General features: G+C 74.1%; 14 protein-coding genes. 1 reads left to right on the top strand and 13 read right to left on the bottom strand.

The window, feature by feature from the left end; all coding sequences use genetic code 11:
* Positions 1-191: 191 nt before the first annotated feature.
* From ACQPYA_RS22735 to gltB, 9 genes are all read right to left on the bottom strand, one after another.
* Positions 192-1,001 (bottom strand): TerC family protein, encoded by an 810-nt coding sequence (locus ACQPYA_RS22735; RefSeq protein WP_433529121.1) that lies wholly within the window; start codon positions 999-1,001, stop codon positions 192-194.
* A 229-nt stretch (positions 1,002-1,230) separates the two neighbouring features.
* Complete coding sequence (locus ACQPYA_RS22740; protein WP_433529122.1) at positions 1,231-1,659, bottom strand: hypothetical protein; 429 nt, start codon at positions 1,657-1,659, stop codon at positions 1,231-1,233.
* 60 nt (positions 1,660-1,719) lie between these two features.
* The gene (locus ACQPYA_RS22745) at positions 1,720-1,983 is read right to left on the bottom strand and encodes a DUF6244 family protein (RefSeq protein ID WP_433529123.1); all 264 of its coding nucleotides are present in this window, start codon (positions 1,981-1,983) and stop codon (positions 1,720-1,722) included.
* A gap of 251 nt (positions 1,984-2,234) precedes the next feature.
* Positions 2,235-3,137 carry a hypothetical protein gene (locus ACQPYA_RS22750; protein WP_433529124.1) on the bottom strand — a complete coding sequence of 301 codons (903 nt, stop codon included), beginning with the start codon at positions 3,135-3,137 and terminating at the stop codon, positions 2,235-2,237.
* A gap of 2 nt (positions 3,138-3,139) precedes the next feature.
* On the bottom strand, positions 3,140-3,508 hold the full coding sequence (locus ACQPYA_RS22755; RefSeq protein ID WP_433529125.1) for a hypothetical protein: 369 nt from the start codon (positions 3,506-3,508) through the stop codon (positions 3,140-3,142).
* A gap of 149 nt (positions 3,509-3,657) precedes the next feature.
* Positions 3,658-5,751, bottom strand: a complete 2,094-nt coding sequence (locus ACQPYA_RS22760) for an FtsK/SpoIIIE domain-containing protein (protein WP_433529126.1) — start codon at positions 5,749-5,751, stop codon at positions 3,658-3,660.
* Between the two features lie 326 nt (positions 5,752-6,077).
* Positions 6,078-7,622: an MFS transporter gene (locus ACQPYA_RS22765; protein WP_433529127.1), complete on the bottom strand. Its 1,545-nt coding sequence runs from the start codon at positions 7,620-7,622 to the stop codon at positions 6,078-6,080.
* Positions 7,623-7,867: 245 nt separating this feature from the next.
* On the bottom strand, positions 7,868-9,376 hold the full coding sequence (locus ACQPYA_RS22770) for a glutamate synthase subunit beta (RefSeq protein ID WP_433529128.1): 1,509 nt from the start codon (positions 9,374-9,376) through the stop codon (positions 7,868-7,870).
* Complete coding sequence (gene gltB, locus ACQPYA_RS22775; RefSeq protein WP_433529129.1) at positions 9,369-14,165, bottom strand: glutamate synthase large subunit; 4,797 nt, start codon at positions 14,163-14,165, stop codon at positions 9,369-9,371. Before gltB ends, ACQPYA_RS22770 begins: the two co-directional genes overlap by 8 nt.
* Positions 14,166-14,310: 145 nt before the next feature.
* Between gltB and ACQPYA_RS22780 the strand changes: the two genes are divergently transcribed.
* Positions 14,311-15,156 carry a GNAT family N-acetyltransferase gene (locus ACQPYA_RS22780; protein ID WP_433529130.1) on the top strand — a complete coding sequence of 282 codons (846 nt, stop codon included), beginning with the start codon at positions 14,311-14,313 and terminating at the stop codon, positions 15,154-15,156.
* 163 nt (positions 15,157-15,319) lie between these two features.
* On the opposite strand, the gene ACQPYA_RS22785 is transcribed toward ACQPYA_RS22780, so the two are convergent.
* The 4 genes from ACQPYA_RS22785 to trpB all read right to left on the bottom strand — a co-directional run bounded on the left by ACQPYA_RS22785 (position 15,320) and on the right by trpB (position 19,817).
* Positions 15,320-16,507: an FAD-dependent oxidoreductase gene (locus ACQPYA_RS22785; RefSeq protein WP_433529131.1), complete on the bottom strand. Its 1,188-nt coding sequence runs from the start codon at positions 16,505-16,507 to the stop codon at positions 15,320-15,322.
* Between the two features lie 15 nt (positions 16,508-16,522).
* Positions 16,523-17,677, bottom strand: a complete 1,155-nt coding sequence (lgt, locus tag ACQPYA_RS22790) for a prolipoprotein diacylglyceryl transferase (RefSeq protein WP_433529132.1) — start codon at positions 17,675-17,677, stop codon at positions 16,523-16,525.
* 35 nt (positions 17,678-17,712) lie between these two features.
* Positions 17,713-18,519: a tryptophan synthase subunit alpha gene (gene trpA / locus ACQPYA_RS22795; protein ID WP_433529133.1), complete on the bottom strand. Its 807-nt coding sequence runs from the start codon at positions 18,517-18,519 to the stop codon at positions 17,713-17,715.
* 83 nt (positions 18,520-18,602) lie between these two features.
* Positions 18,603-19,817, bottom strand: coding sequence for a tryptophan synthase subunit beta (gene trpB / locus ACQPYA_RS22800; RefSeq protein WP_433529134.1), 1,215 nt, complete (start codon positions 19,815-19,817; stop codon positions 18,603-18,605).
* Positions 19,818-19,841: the final 24 nt, after the last annotated feature.

The raw sequence follows: 19,841 nt of genomic DNA on the forward strand, positions 1-19,841 counted from the left end.
GTCACAATCTAGAAACGTCAATGAAAAAGTTACGCGCGAGTAGCGGTAGGCCCACCAGGCCTCCCGGCCGGCCGCCGGCCACCGACGACGAACGCCGCACGCACCCGTCGTCAAGGTGCGTGCGGCGTCGGATTCGCGCGGGATCGGCCAGCGTGCCACCGGGGCCCGCCAGGGGGCTCAGCCAGGCAGGCTCAGCCGGCCGGCGTCTTCTCGGGCTCGGGCTCGGGGTCGGGCCGCGCCGGACCGCTCTTCACGTACGTCGGGTGCAGTTGCACCGGCTGCGTCTCCCGCTGGCGGGACTGCCGCGCCCGCACCCGCAGGTTGAGGAACTCCACGAAGATCGAGAAGGCGATCGGCCCGTACACATAGCCCTTCGGGATGTGCTGGTCGAAGCTCTCGGCGATCAGGCTCGCGCCGATGATCAGCAGGAACGACAGGGCCAGCATCTTGACCGTCGGGTGCTGGTTGACGAAGTTGCTGACCGCGCTGGCCGAGACCAACATGATGATCATCGCGATGACCACGGCGGCCACCATGATGGCGAGTTCGTCGACCATGCCGACCGCGGTGATCACCGAGTCGAGCGAGAAGACCACGTCCAGCACCAGAATCTGCGCGATGACCACGCCGAACGAGGTGACCTTCTTGGCCGAACGGCCGTGGTCGGAGCCCTCCAGGTGCTCGTGAATCTCGTACGTCGCCTTGCCGACCAGGAACAACCCGCCGAGCAGCAGAATCAGGTCCCGCCCGGAGATCTCCTGACCGACCACGGTGAACAGCGGCGCGGTCAGGCCGATGATCCAGGACAACGACGCCAGCAGGAGCAGGCGGGTGACCAGGGCGAGCGAGATGCCGATCGTCCGGGCCCGGGCCTGCTGATGCTCCGGCAACCGGCCGGACAGAATCGAGATGAACACGACGTTGTCGATGCCCAGCACGATCTCCAGCAGGAGCAGCGTCGCGAACGCGATCCACAGCTCGGGACTGGTGAAGAACTCCATCTGATCCTCGACTCTCGGACCGCCGCCGGGTAGGCACCCGGAACCATCGGCAGATCCACGTACGCATGGCGTACCGCGCCGGCCGCCAACCCGCAACCCCGTGACGCCGCTCGAACATGCGTTCTGCCGTTCTCGACCTCCGGCACACCAGGGTCGACGTCGGCAAGCCCGGCGCGCGGTTCTGCCACTGGCGCTTCGTCGACAAGCACCGTGCCAGCCGGCTGAAAAACTACTCGGGTTGCGGCACGATGGCGCACGCCACGGCGAGCAGCTCCTCCCGGCCGACCTGTTCCGGGTCGGCCAGGACGTTCACGGCAACGCCGGGCTCGGCCAGCCAGAACGCCTGAGCGTCGTCGGTCAGGCCGGGGCCGCCGTCGTGCTGGAACTCGACCAGCTGCCACTCGTCGGGGTCCCGTTCGTGGTAGGTGACGAGGAAGGCCCGCAGCGCGTCGAGATCGGTCAGTCGGGCCCCGCGCAGCACGTGGACCCGCAGGTCCGTCCGGTAGCCGTCGGGCGTCTGCCGTTCCCAGAACCGGCTGGCGAAGTGGACGTCGTCCCACTCACTGGCGAAATCGGAGACCTCGTCGCCCACCCCGTCCGCCAGGTAGCCGATGTGGAATCCGTCCAGTGTTCCGCCGTCGCGCGTCGCGTCACCCACCCCGCCGCCTCCATCCCTGTTCCGCTGGTCGAACCACTCTTGACCGTCCACCGTCGCCGGTCAGTTTCCCAACGCGCGGACCTTGGTGATCGTCTCCTGGACGTGCTGCTTGGCGGGCTCACCGCCCTGCGCGGCCTGCGCGAGCGCCTGCCGGTACGAGTCGATCATGTTGATCAGCGGGCCGGCGGCGACGCCCTGCAACGCGCCCGCGACGAGTTGACGTGCCTCGGCCGCGTCCTGCGCGGCGGCGGCCGTCTTCGCCTTGGCCTCGTCCAGCTTCTGCGCGGCTGCCGCCAGCCGGGCGATCATCTCCGCTGCGCTCACACGCCCCTCCCATCGTTGGCCCCGCCCAGACGAGCAGCGACCACAGGGGAGAGTACGAGATCCATGCATCCACCGCGACCATCCGGTCGTCGAACAGTCACACCGGCCAACGTCCCGGTCCCGCGACCGAGAATTGTTCGATCCGGGATCGAGTGGCCTCACATCGACTTTGATACCACTCGATCCCGCATCGAGCGCGATCTTGCGGTGCGGCTCCGGGTGGATGCGGTGCGCCGTGCACCCCGGCAGGGTCAGCGCATGGTGCGGAACAGCAGCAGATAGCCGCAGTAGGCGAGGGGCACGGCCAGGAAGCAGAGCAGGAAGCCGAGCACCGGGTAACGGGGTGGGGCGGCGACGCCGACGGCGGGTCGGCCCCAGCGGCCGAGCACCAGCCAACCACCGACCAGCGCCACGGCGGGCAGGCCGGCGCACATCCAGGCGACCAGGGTGCCGAAGCCGACCACCCCGACACCGGAGGCGAGCACCAGGATCAGCATGAGCACCACGGCGACGCCCGCGAAGCCGAGGTAGACGGCGCCCGCCCGGGCCATCGGTGACCAGCCTGGAAGCAGCCTCGGCCGCTGGGCGAGCAGTTCGGCCTGCTGGCCGTGCCGGTCGGCCTCGTCGGCCCAACGCCGGGCCAACTCCAGCTCCGTCGCCGGGTCGACCTCCCCGGCCCGCTGCGCGGGCACCCCGCCCGCCGTCGCGCTCACCGCCACCGGCAGCGCCCGGCTCGTCTCCCCCACACCCATCCGCGGGTACGCCCCGACCCCCGACCACCCCGGCGCGGCGGCTGCGCCGCCGTCCCCCACGGTCCCCGGTCCCGGCCCGCCTCCCGGGTGCCCGAACGGCGCCGACGCCCCGGCCACCGGCGCAGCGCCGGGCGGCGAAAGCGGCGACCCCGGCGGCCCGGAGGACGCGGGCGGCGCCGATACCGGCGCGGGCGGAGTGGCGGTCGTGCCCGGCGGGCTGCCGATCGCGCGGCCGAGTTGGTCGAGGCGTTGCCCCTGGGCGACGAGTCGCCGGTCGAGGTACTCCACGGCAGCGCCGAGGTCACGCCGACGCTCCGCCTCGGTGGCGGCATCCTGCTCGCCCGCGCGCTGCTGGGCGGCCAGGTGGCGGGCCAGGGCCGCGTACTCCTCGAAGGTGGACACCCTCACTCCTGCCCGTCGGAGGTGTGCCCGTCGCGGGCGAACGGCACGATCAACCGGACCCGCTGGTCGTGCCGGTCGACCAGCAGCGCCCGGTCGGCCCGGGGCGTGTACGCCAGGTCGTGCATGCCCAGGTGCAGGCCGAGGTCGGTGCCGGGCACGTTCAACGCGACCAGGCAGGCGACGTCGTCGCGGTTCTGCGTACCGCCGAGGTCCTCGGCGAGCCGGCGCAGCCCGCGCCACCAGGCGAGCAGGTGCACCCCGTGGCCGGGGCCCTGACGCAGCAGGGCGCGCAGGTCGTCGTGGCCGGACCGGAACGTCGCCGGATCGGGCTCGGCGAGCCGCCCGGCCGCGGCGTCCATCCCGAACACCACCAGGTAGCTGCGCCCCGGCTGCTCGCCGAGGTCGAGACCGGGGCCGTCGCCGCTCGTACCCGCGGGGCCGGCCAGGCCGGCGGCGAGCGTGCCGATCCGGGCGCGTACCCCGGCGGTGTCGAGGCGTTCGACCGGGTGGCCGGCGGCGGTCAGCGCGGCGGCGGTGTCGTCGGCGGCCGGGTCGGCGGCGGCGACCAGCGGGGCGAGCAGGAACGCCGCCTCGCCGGGGCGTGCTGCCGGGCCAGGCTCAGGGTCGCGGCGCGCAGCACCTCGGCGCCGGCCGCCGAGGTGCCCACCACGGCCAGGTGCCGGCCGGGAGCGGTGTCCATGATGAACAGCGCGGTGGTGCCGTCCACGTCGACCGTCCGGCCGACCAGCGCGAGTGGGCGGCGGCCGCCGGGGCGCAGCCCGGTGAAGGTGGCGTCGTCCTCGACGCGGGCGGTGTCGTACCCGCGGAAGACCGACGGCGGGCGGGCGCCCGCCGGCCGGGCCTGCCACAGCTCGTGCCGCAGCCGGGTCAGCTCGCCGGTGGCAGCGTGCGCGTCGGGGAAGCGGACCACGGTGTTCGCCCCGGGCGCGCCCGCGGCGGTGTTCACCACGGCCGAGCCGACCGGCAGCGTCGCCGCCGCGTCGTTGAGCTGGTCGAGCACTCCCCCGCCGCCGGGCAGCGCCACCCGCAGCGCGAACTGCCCGAAGACCGCCTCGGCACGGCCGTAGAGCGCCTCGATGCCCGTCGTGCTCTGGCTGGCCAGCACCAGGTGCACGCCGTACGAGCGGCCCTTGCGGGCCAGCTCCTCCAGCAGGTCCACCGATTCGCGGGCGAGCTGGTCGTTGCCGGCCATCAGCACCTGGAACTCGTCGATCACGGCGACGATCCGGGGCACCGGCGTGTCGGCGGGCAGGTCGGCGAGCTTGGTGACGCCGTGCCGCTTGAGTGCGGTGGCCCTCCGGTGCAGTTCGCGGCGCAGCTCGCGCAGCACGGCGACGCCGTACTCGCGGTCGCTCTCGATGCCGACGGTGCGGGCGTGCGGCAGCCAGGACGGGTCGCGGCCGGTGGGGACGAACTCCGTGAAGCTCACCCCCTCCTTGAAGTCGAGCAGGTAGAGCTGCAACTCGGCCGGCGAGTAGCGGGCAGCCAGCCCATAGAGGACGTCGAGCAGGAAGACCGTCTTGCCGGCGCCGGTGCGCCCACCGACCAGCCAGTGCGGGGTGGCGTCGTCGAAGGCCATCTCGAACCGGTCGCGCCCGGCCCGGCCCACCACCGTGCGCAGGCCGGCCCGGGCCGAGTCGACCCACCGCTGGCCGGGCAACAGGTCGGCGAAGCCGATCACGGCGCCACGGCGGGCGGTCTCGCCCAGATGCGTGGCGAGCGCGGCGACCGAGGCGGGCGGCGGGTCACCGTCGAGGAGCACCGGGACGGCCAGACCGCTGCCGTCGGCGCTGAACGGGGTGCCGGGCGGGTCGCCGACCCGGGCGTACCGGCGGTGTTCGGGTGCGGCCCCCGGGTTGGCGGCATCGGTCAGCCGCAGCATGGTGGTGGCGCCCAGCCGCAGCGCCGGCTCCTCCGGCGTGGCCGGCGGCCACCCGCCGAGCAGGACGCAGACCGCGGCGGGCGGCCCGGCGTGGGTGAGCGCGGCGAGCCGGGCCGCCTCGCGCGGCGGCGGGACCGACGCGGCCACCACCACCAGCAGCTCCTGGTCCGGCCGGTCGGCCTGCCGGGCGTCGCGGGCGTGCTGCTCGGCGGCGTCGAGCAGCGCGGCGACCTCCGGTTCGCTGGTGGCCGGCGGGTCGATGACGCCGGCGTCGACCAGCGGTCGCAGCGGGCCGAACGTCGCGCCGAGGGCGCCGGTATCCAGCCCGGCGACCCGGACGCCACCGGGCTCGGCGGTGGCCAGCAGTCGCAACACCAGCGCCCGCAGCAGCCCGGCCACCGCCGGGACGCGGGCGTCGGCGTCGACCGCCAGGTGGTGCCCCGCGCCGAGCGGCAACAGCACGGGGAATCCGCCGTTGGAGACGACTGCTTCGCCGACGCGTACCGGCACCGGTTGGTGGGCCAGCCGGGTGCCCGGGGTCGGGGTGGCCAGCGCGGAGCCGACCCGGGCCAGCCGGGCGAGCAGGTCGGCGTCGGCCGCCGGGGCGGGCGGCGCGGATGTGCGCAACGCGTCGCGGGCGGCTTCCAGGTGCGCCCGGGCCGCCCGGTGAGCGGCGACCGCCTGCCCGTACGCCGACGCGAGCGTGCCCAACCTCTGCCCCTCCGCCGACGGCCGTCCGGTCCGCTGAAACCCTAACGGACCACGCCGACACCGGCACACCCCGAACCGGACGTGTCGCACCGGACGCGATCCCGCCGCACCGCCCGGGCAGCACGGGTCGTGTCGATCGTTGGCGGCTCAGCTGCACGACACGCCGGGCCGGCAACAGCCGAGCCGGCACCGTTCGGAGTCCGCTCCGGCGGGAGGCTAGGGCGCCGCGACGGACCCAGGCGACGCCCAGCGGCGTTGGCTGGTTCGCCGCCTGGACCCCGTCCCGACGCCGACGAGGTCCAGGCGGCACGCCCTACGGCATCCGGCTACGGCGTCCGGCTGCGGCGGGCCGGACGGACGGGGGCGCCGCCCGGACGGGCGCGGGCGACGGCCGGCGAAGCGACCATCTTGGATGCGGCGACCGGCTTGGCCGAGACGACCGTCTTGACCGAAGCGACCGTCTTGACCGAAGCGACCGGCTTGGCCGCGGCAGCGCCCCGCGCCGGCCGGACGATCCGGGCGACGGCCGACACCGGCCCGACGATCCGGGCGACGGCCGAGGCCGGCCAGACGACGCGCGTCGCGGTGGACGCCGCCCGGCGCGCCGGGCGGCGTAGCGCCGGAACAGACAGCACCCGGGTGACCCGCCCGTTCAGTCGACGCCCGCGCAGCCGCTCCAGGACCAGCGCCGCCGCCGCGGTGGCCACCGCGGTGATCACGCCCGCCAGTACCAGGGTCTGCCGGGGGCCGGCATGCTCGGAGAGCCAGCCGAGCAGCGGCGCGCCGACCGCGGCGGCGACCGAGCCGGTGATCCCCACCGCGGCGAGCACCCGGCCGCGCATGGCGTAGTCGGTGTCGAGCTGTGCGCGGGCGCCCACGGTGGTGTCGATGACCACGGCCGCGGCGGCGATCGGCAGGATCACCGCGGCGAAGCTCACCGTGCCCGGGGCCAGGCCGGCCACGATCTGCAGGACGCTGGCCAGCAGGCCGGCCGCGACGAGCACGCCGTAGCCCAGCTCCCGCCGCCGGGCCGCGAGGAACGCGCCGACCACGGTGCCGACCGCGAAGACACTGGACAGCACGCCGTAGCCGGACGCCCCGGCCGCCAGCGGCCCGTCACTCATCGCCGCCATGGTCACCTGGTAGTTGCGCCCGAGGCTGCCCAGCACGAAGGCGAGGGCCAGCGCGACGAGCACCACCGGCTGGCGCAGCAGGTACCGGAAGCCGGCCCGGATGCCGGTGTCGGCGACCTCCGCCCCGGCGGCTGGCCCGCTGGTGTGCAGCTCCCGCTCGCGTACGGCGAACAGGGCCGCCACCACGGCGAGGAAACTCGCGGCGTTGATGGCGAACAGCATCCCGGGGCCGAGGAGGGCGACCACGACGGCGCCGGCGCTCATGCCGAGGATGCGCCCCGCGGAGTGGGTGAGCGAGCCGAGCGCCAGGGCGTTGCCGAGGCTCTCCCGGTCCACCAGGGTCGAGCACCAGCGTCCCATGATCGGGCCCTCGATAGCGGAGACCGCCCCGGTGGCAAGGGAGATCGCGTAGATCGCCGGAAGGCCGCCGGCGCCGGTGAAGGCGACCACCGCCAACCCGGCGGCCAGCGCCGCGTGCGCCACCTGCGCGCCGATCAGCACCGGCCGGGCGGGCAGCCGGTCGGCCAGCGCCCCGCCCCAGACGCCGAGCAGAAGCATGGGGATGGCCTGGAGCAGGACGGCGAGGCCCATGGAGGTCGCCGAACCGGTCTCGGCGAGCACGTACCAGTTGACCCCGAGCACCTGCATCCAGGTCCCGACCACGGACACGAGGCCGGCCGCAGCCCAGATCCGGTAGTTGCGGTGGCGCAGCGCGGCGAACGTGGCACCGAACGCCACGGTGTACCTCCCAGACAGCGGCATGACGAAGCCGAACCGCGCAGCGGTTCGGCAGCCGCCAAGTCTGGCGGCAATCAGCCTGATGCGCTGCAATCCGTGAGGCGTCTCACCGCCGTGACCTCGTCGATCACCGAGTTGCCGGCAGCCCCGCTCCGCCAGCCGCCGGACCAGCGCTGCGGTCGCCGGCTCGCGAATGTTAAGAGGGGCCCCCTGCTATACACCAGGCGTTAACAGGGGGCCCTTCCTTACACGGTTAGGGGGTGGGTGGTGGGGGTTACCGGGGCGGGGAGGGCGCCGGGTGCGCCGAGGTAGGTGTGGATCGCGGCGGCGGCGGCCCGGCCCTCGGCGATCGCCCAGACGATCAGCGAGGCGCCGCGGTGCATGTCACCGGCGACGAAGACGCCGTCGGCCCCGGTCTGCCAGTCGGCCCGGGAGTCGACCGCGCCCCGGGCGTTGCGGGTCACCCCGAGCTGCGCCAGCAGCGGCTGCTCCTCGGTGCCCTCGAAGCCGATGGCCAGCAGCACCAGGTCTGCGGGAAGCTCCCGCTCGGTGCCCGGCACCGGGGTGACGATGCGCCGGCCGTCCCGCTTCTCGACGGTCACCTCGGCGATCCGCACCGCCCGTACCGCGCCGGTGCCGTCGTCGACGAACTCCTGCACGGCGACCGCGAAGACGCGGTCGCCGCCCTCCTCGTGCGCCGCGTACTCGCGCAGGATCCACGGCCAGGTCGGCCACGGGTCGCGCTCCTCGTCGCGGGCCTGCGGCGGTCGCGGGTACAGGTCCAGCTGGTGTACGCCGGCCGCGCCCTGCCGGTGCGCCACCCCGAGACAGTCCGCCGCGGTGTCGCCGCCGCCGATGATGACCACGTGCTTGCCGGCGGCGTCGATCGGCGTGCCGTCCGGCCGGGTGGCCACCGCGGGCCGCCCGTCGCCGGCCGTGGCGACCACCCGGTTGGCCGCGACCAGGTGTTCCATCGCCTGGTGCACGCCGCGCAACTGCCGGCCCGGGGTGTCGGTCTCCCGGCCCTGCAACGCCCCGCAGGCGAGCAGCACCGCGTCGTGGTCGGCGCGCAGCTGCTCGGCGGTGACGTCGACGCCGACCTCCACCCCGCTGCGGAACACCACGCCCTCGGCGGCGAGTTGGGCCAGCCGGGTGTCGATGTGCCGCTTCTCCAGCTTGAAGTCGGGGATGCCGTACCGCAGCAGACCGCCGATCGCGTCGTCGCGCTCGTAGACGGTGACGGCGTGACCGGTGCGGGCCAACTGCTGGGCGGCGGCGAGCCCGGCCGGGCCGGAGCCGACCACGGCGACCGACCGGCCGGACCGCGCCGGCACCGGGCGCGGCGCCAGTCCGCGCGCCACCGCCGCGTCGGCGATCTCCACCTCGACCTGCTTGATGGTCACCGGCTCGCCACCGGCGATGCCGAGCACGCAGGCGGCCTCGCAGGGCGCCGGACAGAGCCGGCCGGTGAACTCGGGGAAGTTGTTGGTGGCGTGCAGCGCCGCCGCGGCCGCGTCCCAGTTGCCGGTCCGCACCAGGTCGTTCCAGTCCGGGATGCGGTTGCCCAGCGGACACCCGGCGGTGTCGCTGTGGCAGAACGGGATGCCGCAGTCCATGCACCGGGTGGCCTGCTCGCGGATCAGCACCTCACCCGCCGGCGGGTAGACCTCCCGCCAGTCGCTGATGCGCACCGGCACGGGCCGGCGGGCCGGCAGTTGGCGGGGATAACGCAGGAAACCGTTCGGGTCAGGCACGAGCCACCTCCTGGGCGACCGCCCGCGGGGCGGGCGGAACCGGCGTCGACGCATCCGAGGCCGCCGGCTGCGGCGGCTGCGCGATCGGCGCGAGAGCGCTCATCACCGCGTCGTCGACGTCCTGGCCGGCGGCTTCGGCGGCCCGCATGATCTCCATCACCCGGCGGTAGTCCCGGGGTACCACGGCGGTGAACTCCTCCACCGCCTCCGGCCAGCGCTTGAGCAGCTCCTCGGCGACCGCCGAGTCGGTCTCGGCGAAGTGCCGCTGCACCAGCTCGTGCAGCCGGATCCGCTCCTGCTCGCCGGGGGCGGAGAGGTCGACCAGCTCGGTGTTGACCCGCCGGCGGTCGAGGTTCCAGACGAAGGCGGCGCCGCCGGACATGCCCGCGGCGAAGTTGCGCCCGCACCCGCCGAGCACCACCACCGTGCCGCCGGTCATGTACTCGCAGGCATGGTCGCCGACCCCCTCGACGACGGCCACCGCGCCGGAGTTGCGCACCGCGAACCGCTCCCCCACCCGGCCACGGAGGAAAACCTCGCCCTCGGTGGCCCCGTACAGGATGGTGTTGCCGGCGATGATCTGCTCCTCGGCGCGCTGGCCGGGCGCGGCGTCGGTGGCCACGAAGGGCGCCGCCGCGTCGGGCCGGACGACGAGCCGGCCGCCGGAGAGGCCCTTGCCGACGTAGTCGTTGGCGTCGCCGTGCAGGCGCAGGGTGACCCCGCGGGGCAGGAAGGCGCCGAACGACTGCCCGGCGGTGCCGCGCAGGGTGAACTCGATGGTGTCGGCGGGCAGCCCGCCGCTGCCGTGCCGGCGGGTCACCTCGCCGCCGAGCATCGCGCCCACGCTGCGGTGCTCGTTGCGGATCGCCACCTCCGCCCGCACCTGCGGGACCGGGCCGCCCGGCTCGGCGTCCACCGCCCGCAGGGCCGGCTCGGCCAGGGCGATCAGCTCGTTGTCCAGGGCCAGCTCCAGCCCGTGGTCCTGAGCCCGTACGCCCCGACGGGCCGCCCCCTCGGGCAGCTCCGGCAGGTGCAACACCCGGCCGAGGTCGAGCCCGCCGGCCTTCCAGTGCTGGATCGCCGGGGCGACGTCGAGCAGCTCGGTGCGGCCGATCGCCTCGTCGATGCTGCGCAGGCCCAGCTCGGCGAGGTAGCCGCGGATCTCCTCGGCGAGGAAGAGGAAGAAGTTCTCCACGAACTCCGGCTTGCCGGTGAAGCGCTCGCGCAGCACCGGGTTCTGGGTGGCGATGCCCACCGGGCAGGTGTCCAGGTGGCAGACGCGCATCATCACGCAGCCGGAGACGATCAGCGGGGCGGTGGCGAAGCCGAACTCCTCGGCGCCGAGCAGTGCGGCGACGATCACGTCCCGGCCGGTCTTGAGCTGGCCGTCGACCTGCACGGTGACCCGGTCGCGCAGCTTGTTGAGCAGCAGCGTCTGCTGCGCCTCGGCCAGGCCCAGCTCCCACGGGGTACCGGCGTGCTTGAGCGAGTTCAGGGGGGACGCGCCGGTGCCGCCGTCGTGGCCGGAGATCAGGATGACGTCGGCCTTGAGCTTGGCCACCCCGGCGGCGACCGTGCCGACGCCGACCTCGCTGACCAGCTTGACGTGCACCCGGGCGGCCGGGTTGACGCACTTGAGGTCGTGCACCAGCTGGGCGAGGTCCTCGATGGAGTAGATGTCGTGGTGCGGCGGCGGTGAGATCAGGCCGACGCCGGGGGTGGCGTGCCGGGTCCGGGCGATCCACGGCCAGACCTTGTTGCCGGGCAGCTGGCCGCCCTCGCCGGGCTTGGCCCCCTGGGCCATCTTGATCTGGAGGTCGTCGGCGTTGACCAGGTATTCGCTGGTCACGCCGAACCGGCCGCTGGCGATCTGCTTGACCGCGGAGCGGCGGGCCGGGTCGTGCAGGCGGTCGACGTCCTCGCCGCCCTCGCCGGTGTTGGACTTGCCGCCGAGCCGGTTCATCGCGATGGCCAGGGTCTCGTGCGACTCGGCCGAGATCGACCCGTACGACATGGCGCCGGTGGCGAACCGCTTGACGATCTCGCTGGCCGGCTCGACCTCCTCGATCGGCACCGCCGGCAGCTCGCCGGTGCGCAGCCGGAACAGCCCGCGCAGCGAACCGGCCCGCGCGGCCAGCTCGTCGACCTTGGCGGTGTAGTTGCGGAACACGTCGTACTGCTTGCTGCGGGTGGCGTGCTGGAGCAGGAAGACCGTCTCCGGGTTGAACAGGTGCAGCTCACCCTCGCGACGCCACTGGTACTCGCCACCGACCGGCAGCCGGGTGGAGGCGTCCGCGCCGGGCGCCGGCCAGGCCAGCGCGTGCCGGGCGGCGACCTCGGCGTGGATGCCGTCCAGCCCGACACCGCTGATCGTGCTCGGCGTGCCGCGGAAGTACCGTTCGACCAGGCGGGTGTGCAGCCCGACCGCCTCGAAGACCTGCGCGCCGCAGTACGACGACACGGTCGAGATGCCCATCTTGGACATGATCTTCAGGACGCCCTTGCCGAGCGCCTTGACGTAGTTGCGGATCGCGACCTGCGGCTCGACGCCGGCCAGCGGGCCCGCGGCTGTCATCCGGTCCGGAGCGCCGCCTGGCGGCGTGGAGGCCGAATCACGGTCGTTGGAGATCATGTCCTCCACCGACTCGAAGGCCAGGTAGGGGTTGACCGCCGCCGCGCCGTACCCGATCAGCACCGCGGCGTGGTGTACCTCGCGACAGTCGCCGGACTCCACGATCAGCGCGACCTGGGTGCGGGTCTGCTCACGGACCAGGTGCTGGTGCACCGCCGCGGTGAGCAGCAGCGACGGGATCGGGGCGAGGTCGGCGTTGGAGTCGCGGTCGGAGAGCACCAGGATCCGTACGCCGTCCTCGATCGCCTCGGAGACGTGTCGGCAGATCTCGGTCAGCCGGGCCTTGATCCCGGCGCCACCGTCGCGGACCCGGTAGAGCCCGGAGACCCGCACCGCCTTGAAGCCGGGCAGGTCACCGTCCTCGTCGATGGAGAGGATCTTGGCAAGCTCCTCGTTGTCGATCACCGGGTAGGGCAGCACGATCTGCCGGCAGCTCGCCGGGCCGGGGTCGAGCAGGTTGCCCTCCGGGCCGATGGTCGAGGCCAGGCTGGTCACCAACTCCTCCCGGATGGCGTCCAGCGGCGGGTTGGTGACCTGGGCGAAGAGCTGGTGGAAGTAGTCGTAGAGCAGCCGCGGCCGGGTGGAGAGCGGGGCGATCGGGGTGTCGGTGCCCATCGAGCCGATCGGCTCCGCGCCGGTACGGGCCATCGGGGCGAGCAGGATCTTCAGCTCCTCCTCGGTGTAGCCGAAGGTCTGCTGGCGGCGGCGGACCGAGTCGTGGGTGTAGACGATGTGCTCGCGGGCCGGTAGGTCGTCCAGCTCGATCAGCCCGGCGTGCAGCCAGTCGGCGTACGGCTCGGCGGCGGCCAGCTCGGTCTTGATCTCGTCGTCGTGCACGATCCGGCCGGCGGCGGTGTCGACCAGGAACATCTTGCCGGGTTGGAGCCGGCCCTTGGCGACCACGGTGGCCGGGTCGAGGTCGAGCACGCCCGCCTCGCTGCCCAGCACCACGAGGCCGTCGGCGGTCTGCCACCAGCGCCCCGGGCGCAGGCCGTTGCGGTCCAGCACCGCGCCGACGATCTCGCCGTCGGTGAAGGCGACCGAGGCGGGGCCGTCCCAGGGCTCCATCAGGCTGGCGTGGAACCGGTAGAACGCGCGCTTGTCGGCGCGCATGTCCGGGTCGTTCTCCCACGCCTCGGGGATCATCATCAGCACCGCGTGCGGCAGGCTGCGCCCGGCCAGGTGCAGCAGTTCGAGGACCTCGTCGAAGTTGGCCGAGTCGGAGGCGGCCGGGGTGCAGACCGGGAAGACCCGGCGGATGTTGCCGGGCAGATCCGGGGTACGGAGGAGGGCCTCGCGGGCCTGCATCCAGTTCCGGTTGCCGCGGATGGTGTTGATCTCACCGTTGTGCGCGATGAAGCGGTACGGGTGGGCCAGCGGCCAGGACGGGAAGGTGTTGGTGGAGAACCGGGAGTGCACCAGGGCGATGGCGCTCTCCACCCGCTCGTCGGTGAGGTCCGGGTAGAACGCGGGCAGCTGGTCGGGGGTGAGCATCCCCTTGTAGACCAGGGTCCGCCCGGACAGCGACGGGAAGTACGCCGGCACGCCGCGCTCGGCGGACTCCCGCTCGGCCTGCTTGCGTACGCAGAAGGCGACCCGCTCCAGCTCGATGCCGCGCAGCGCGGAGCCGGCCGGGCCGGCGGGGCTGTCGGTGAGCCGCTTGGCGGCGAGGAAGAGCTGCCGCACCCGGGGCATCGCCGCCAGGGCCGTCTCGCCGAGGTCCGACGGGTCCACCGGGACGTCCCGCCAGCCGAGCAGCTCGGCCCCCTCGACCAGGGCGTACTTCTCGACCACCTGCCGGGAGCGGGCCTCGGCGGCGTCGTCGGCGGGGAGGAAGACCAGGCCGGTGGCGTACTCGCCGGCCGGGGGGAGCGGGAAGTCCACCACCGCGCGCAGGAACGCGTCCGGCACCTGGATCATGATGCCCGCGCCGTCACCGGTGTTCGGTTCCGCACCCCGGGCCCCCCGGTGGTCCAGCCGGCACAGCGCGCCGAGGCCGTTGGCGACCACCGTGTGGGAGCGCCGTCCGTACAGGTCCGCCACGAAGGCCACACCGCAGGCGTCATGCTCGCGGGAGGCGTCGTAGAGGCCGGCCGGGGGCGTCACCTGGCCGGATCGGGGCGCCGGCCGGGGGTGGTGTGGGTACGCAAAGGCCACCGGGCCTCCTGTCGTCACTCAGGGTGGATCATGGTCGGGACGACGTCGGCCCTTGCGGTTTATTGAGTCTACGTTAGGGCGCGGTAGGCAAGGCCAGTGCAGATTGATCACACCGTCCAGACTCTGGGACATGTAGTCTCGCGCGGTGGATACACACCACGCCGACCTGCTCGATCGGTTGGAACGGTTCTACGACGCGGTGCCCCGGGATGCGGCCCGCGCGGAGGATCACGGCGGCTGCGTCCTGTTCGTCCGAGAAGGTCCCGGATGGCCGTTCTACGCGCGGCCCCGCCTCGACGCCGAGCGGTCCCCGTCGCTGGCCGACGTGGCCGCGGTACGCGCCCGGCAACGCGAACTCGGCCTGCCCGAGGCCCTGGAGTGGGTGCACGAGATCAATCCGGAGCTGCTCGCGGTGGCCCGCTCGGCGGGGCTGGCCGTGCTGGAGGCCCCGCTGATGGTGCTCGACCCGGCCGCGGCCGTCGACCCGGCGAGTTTCACCGACGTACCGGTGCGGTTACTGGACGCGTCCGCCCCGACCCTGGCCGCGGACGTGGCCGCCCGGCGGGCTGTCGCGGCGGTCGGCTTCGGCGCGCCCTGCACCGGCCGGGGTGCGGACGGCCCGGCCGACCGCGACGCCGCCATGATCGGTCTGGACGTGGCGGCGCTGGACGAGGAACGGGCCCGCATCGCCGACGGCAGCCGGCTCTCGGCGCTGGCCGAGACGCCCGACGAGGGGGCCGTGGCCAGCGGAATGGCCATGCGGGTCGGCGACGTGGCCGAGATCGCCGGAGTGGCCACCCTGCCCACCGCCCGCCGCCGGGGCCTGGCCGCCGCAGTCACCGCCGCCCTGGCCCGAGCCCTGCTCGCCGCCGGCACCGACCTGGTCTTCCTGGCCGCCGGCAGCGAAGAGATCGCAAGAATCTACCTCCGCGTCGGCTTCCGCCGCGTCGGCACCTCCTGCATAGCCCACCCCACCCCCCTCACCCCCTAACCGCCCCCACCACCCCTCTCCCCCCGCGATCATGCAGTTGTGGTGGGCATTTTGTCCCGATTGGCCCCTTTGGTGGACCACCACAACTCCATGATCGACGCCGGGTGGGAGGAGGGAGGGGGTGTGGGGTGGGTGGGGTGGGGGTGGGTGGGGTGGGGGTGGGTCAGGTTGGGGGGTGCCATTGGGCGGCGATGGTGGCGGCGCTGCTCAGCAGGCGAGGGGTGATGGTGCCGAGGGCGGCGTCACGGGCGCGCAACGCCAGCCGGCCCCGGGTCTGGAGCACGGCGGACATCCGGCGGGTCTGCCGGACCACGGCCGCGGCGCGGGGGCGGCGGGACCGGTCGTACGCGACCACCGCGTCGGGCAGCCGCGACTCGCGCAGCAGCGCGGCGAGCGTCGCGGCGTCCTCGAAGGCCAGGCAGGCCCCCTGGCCGAGGTGTGGCGGCATGGCGTGGGCGGCGTCACCGAGCAGCACCACCCCGCCCGGCCCGACCGGGAAGCCGAACGCCCGCGGCAGCGGGCGCAGCTCACGGATCTCCTGCTGCACCAGGTCGGTCGGGTCGGTGGCGGCCAGCAACTCGTCGACCGGCGCGGGCCAGCCGGCGTACCAGCGGCGCAACAGCGCCAACTGCGTCTCGGGTGGCTCGGGCCGGGGCGCGCCGGCCGCGGTGGCCATCCAGTAGATGCCGCCCCGGCTGGAGGCGCCGGAGGAGCCGCGCTCGCCGAGCGAGGCGGCCACGAAGCGGTAACCGGCACCGAGGATCTCGCCGCCGACGGGCTCGCCGACGGGCAGGCTCGGCGCCCGGTACCAGGGGATCACCGCTCGCCAGGCGGCGCACCCGGAGCTGACCACGCCCGCCTCCGGGGCGAGCTGCCGGCGGACCACGCTCTCCGCGCCGTCGGCCGCGACCACCAGGTCCGCCTCGTACGTGTGCCGGCCGTCACCGACCGCGGGACGCAGGCCCGCGGCGGCGCGTACCGTCCGCACGGTCACCCCGGTGCGCAGCTCGACCCGGTCGCCGAGACCCGCGATCAGCGCGTCGTGCAGGTCCTCCCGGTGCACCACGACCGGCAGCCGCTCGACCGGGGTCTGCCGCGGCTGCACCAGCCAGTGCCCGTCGGGGCGGCGTACCCCGCGATCGGGCAGCGGGGTGGCGATCGCGTCCAGCCCGGCGCCGAGGTCCAGGGCGCGCAGGGCGCGTACCCCGTTGGGCCAGAGCACGACGGCCGCCGGCTCGGGGCGGATCCGGTCGGCCCGCTCCAGGAGGGTGACCTGCCAGCCGGATCGGGCGAGCGCACCGGCGACCGCCAGGCCGCCGAGGCCGCCGCCGACCACCACCGCGGTCCGCATGGCGCCGCCCTCGCCTCAGCTGTCGCGGTCGGCGGGCCGGGCCGAGGCGGACTCCGCGGCCGCACCGTCGGCGGGCCGGGCCGACACGGCCCCCGCCACATCACCCGCCGAGGGCTCGCCGCCCGGCTGCTCCCCGGCCGGGTCGGCCTCGCCCGTCGGCTCGGGCGGCGTCTCGCCGGTCGCCCGCCAGTGCTCGAACTGCTCCTCGCTGACCACCCGGTATCCCTCGGGCACGGCCGGCTCGGCCGCGGCCCGCTTCGTCGACAGGTCGACCTGGGAGACGTCGGAGGCCACCGGCGGCACGGTCGCGGCCGGCAGGCCGATCGGGATCAGGTACTCGCGCGGCCCGCGGACGCGCAGGAAGTAGATCAACGCGCCGAGGAAGACCAGCGCCGCGGTCCAGACGTTGAGTCGTACGCCGAGGATGGTGTTGGCCTCGTCGGTGCGCATCATCTCGATCCAGAACCGGCCGGCGGTGTAGCCCATCACGTAGAGCGCGAACGCCCGGCCCCGGCCGAGCTTGAACCGGCGGTCGAGGAAGAACACCAGCGCCGCGACCCCGACGTTCCACAGCGCCTCGTAGGCGAAGGTCGGATGGTAGAGCCCCTGCTGCAGGATCGGTTGGCCGGCCTCGTCGCGCACCGCCTGTCCACCCTCCATCAGGTGGACCTCCAGCCCCCAGGGCAGGGTCGTCCGGCCGCCGACGAGCTCGTTGTTGAACCAGTTGCCGAACCGGCCGATCGCCTGGGCCAGTGGCAGGCCCGGCGCCAGCGCGTCGGCGACCACCGCGAACGGGATGCCGAGCTGCCGGGCGGCGATCCAGGCGCCGACCGCGCCACCGGCGACGGCGCCCCAGATGCCGAGCCCGCCCTCATGGATGAAGAAGACCTTGAGGGGCTCCCCGCCGGTGCCGAAGTACTTCTCCGGTGAGGTGATCACGTGGTAGATCCGGGCGCCGATGATGCCGGTCGGCACCGCCCAGAGGGCGATGTCGAGCACCGCGCCCTGGGCGACACCACGCTGACGCAGCCGCCGCTCGGTGACCCAGCAGGCCACCACGATGCCGGCGATGATGCACAGCGCGTACGCCCGCAGGGGGATCGGGCCGAGATGCCAGACGGCGGTGCTCGGGGAGGGCAGGGCGGCCAGGGGCGGCGAGGCGAGACTCACGGGTGCAAAGGCTACCGCTGCCGACCCCGGTTCCGTCACCCCGGTCCGGCGTGACGTACGCCTTCGGCCAGTTCGGCGCTGAGCGTGCCCAGCGCGGCCAGGCCGGTGGCCTGGTCGGGGGCGTCGAGCAGGCAGCGGATCAGCGCGCTGCCGACGATCACCCCGTCGGCGTACCCGGCCACCGCGGCGGCCTGCGCCCCGGTGCCCACCCCCAGCCCGACGCCGACCGGCAGGTCGGTGACCTGCCGGACCCGGGACACCAGCACCGGCGCCGCCTGTGAGGTCTGGGTGCGGGCACCGGTCACGCCCATGATCGCGGTGGCGTAGACGAAGCCCCGGCAGTGCTCGACGGTCATCGCCAGCCGGGCGTCGGTGGACGACGGGGCGACCAGGAAGGTGCGGTCCAGCCCGTACGCGTCGGAGGCGGCGAGCCACTCGTCGGCCTCGTCCGGGATCAGGTCGGGGGTGATCAGCCCGGTGCCGCCGGCCGCGGCGAGGTCCCGGGCGAACGCGTCGACGCCGTACCGCTCGATCGGGTTCCAGTAGGTCATCGTCACCACCGGCGCACCGGTGGCCGCGACCTCCTCGATGATCCGCAGCGTGTCCCGGGTGCGTACGCCGCCGGCCAGCGCGATGTCGCTGGCCCGCTGGATGACCGGGCCGTCCATCACCGGGTCGGAGTACGGGATCTCCACCTCGATCACGTCGACCCCGGCGGCGACCATCGCCTTCATCGCGGCGATGCTGCCCTCGACGGTGGGAAAGCCCGCCGGCATGCAGCCGACCAGCACCGCCCGGCCGTCCGCCCGGGCCTTGTCGAACGCCACCCCGATCCGGCTCACGCCGGCGCTCCGCTACGCTCCGCGCCGTCATGAGGCACCACGGCACCGAGCTGATGATTCGCTCGCCGACGCTCGCTCATGCCCTACTCCTTTTCGAGGATGCCGAAGTACCCGCCGGCGGTGTGCACGTCCTTGTCGCCCCGGCCGGAGAGGTTGACCACGATGGTGGGCTGCCGGCCCAGGTCGGCGGCGAGCTTTCCGGCCACGGCCAGGGTGCCGGCCAGCGCGTGCGCGCTCTCGATCGCCGGGATGATCCCCTCGGTGCGGCAGAGCAGCTCGAACGCCGCCATCGCCTCGTCGTCGGTGACCGGCTGGTAGCTGGCCCGGCCGGTGTCGTGCAGCCAGGCGTGCTCCGGCCCGACGCCCGGGTAGTCCAGGCCGGCCGAGATCGAGTGCGACTCGACGGTCTGGCCGTCGGCGTCCTGGAGCACGTAGGTGCGGGTGCCGTGCAGCACGCCGGTGGAGCCGCCGGTGATGCTGGCCGCATGTCGCCCGGTGGCGACCCCGTCGCCGCCGGCCTCGAAGCCGTAGAGCCGCACCTGCGGGTCGTCGACGAAGGCGTGGAAGATGCCCAGCGCGTTGGAGCCGCCGCCGACGCAGGCGGTGACCGCGTCGGGCAGCCCGCCGGTGAGTTCCAGGCACTGCGCCCGGGCCTCGTCGCCGATGCCCCGGACGAAGTCGCGGACCAGCGCCGGGAACGGGTGCGGGCCGGCGGCGGTGCCGATCAGGTAGTGCGTCTCGTCGACGTTGGCGACCCAGTCCCGCATCGCCTCGTTCATCGCGTCCTTGAGGGTGCGCGAGCCGTTCGTCACCGGCACCACCTCGGCGCCGAGCATCCGCATCCGGGCCACGTTCAGCGCCTGCCGCTCGGTGTCGACCTGGCCCATGTAGACCACGCAGTCCAGGTCGAACAGGGCGGCGGCGGTGGCGGTGGCGACGCCGTGCTGGCCGGCGCCGGTCTCGGCGATCACCCGCCGCTTGCCCATCCGCCGGGTCAGCAGCGCCTGGCCGAGCACGTTGCGCACCTTGTGCGCGCCGGTGTGGTTGAGGTCCTCCCGCTTGAGCAGCACCCGCGCGCCGGCCCGCTCGGAGAACCGGCGGGCCTCGTAGAGCAGCGACGGGGTGCCGGCGTAGTCGCGCAGCAGGGCGGCGAACTCGGCCCGGAACGACCCGTCGGCCATGGCCGCACGGTGCGCGGCGGCCAGCTCGTCGAGGGCGGCGACCAGCGCCTCCGGCACGAACCGGCCACCGAAGCGACCGAAGTGACCGGCGGCATCGGGGAACTGCTCTTGGCTCACGGCTGAACCTCTCGCTGCGGGCCG

Source organism: Micromonospora sp. CA-263727 (assembly GCF_050942455.1).
GTDB lineage: Bacteria > Actinomycetota > Actinomycetes > Mycobacteriales > Micromonosporaceae > Micromonospora.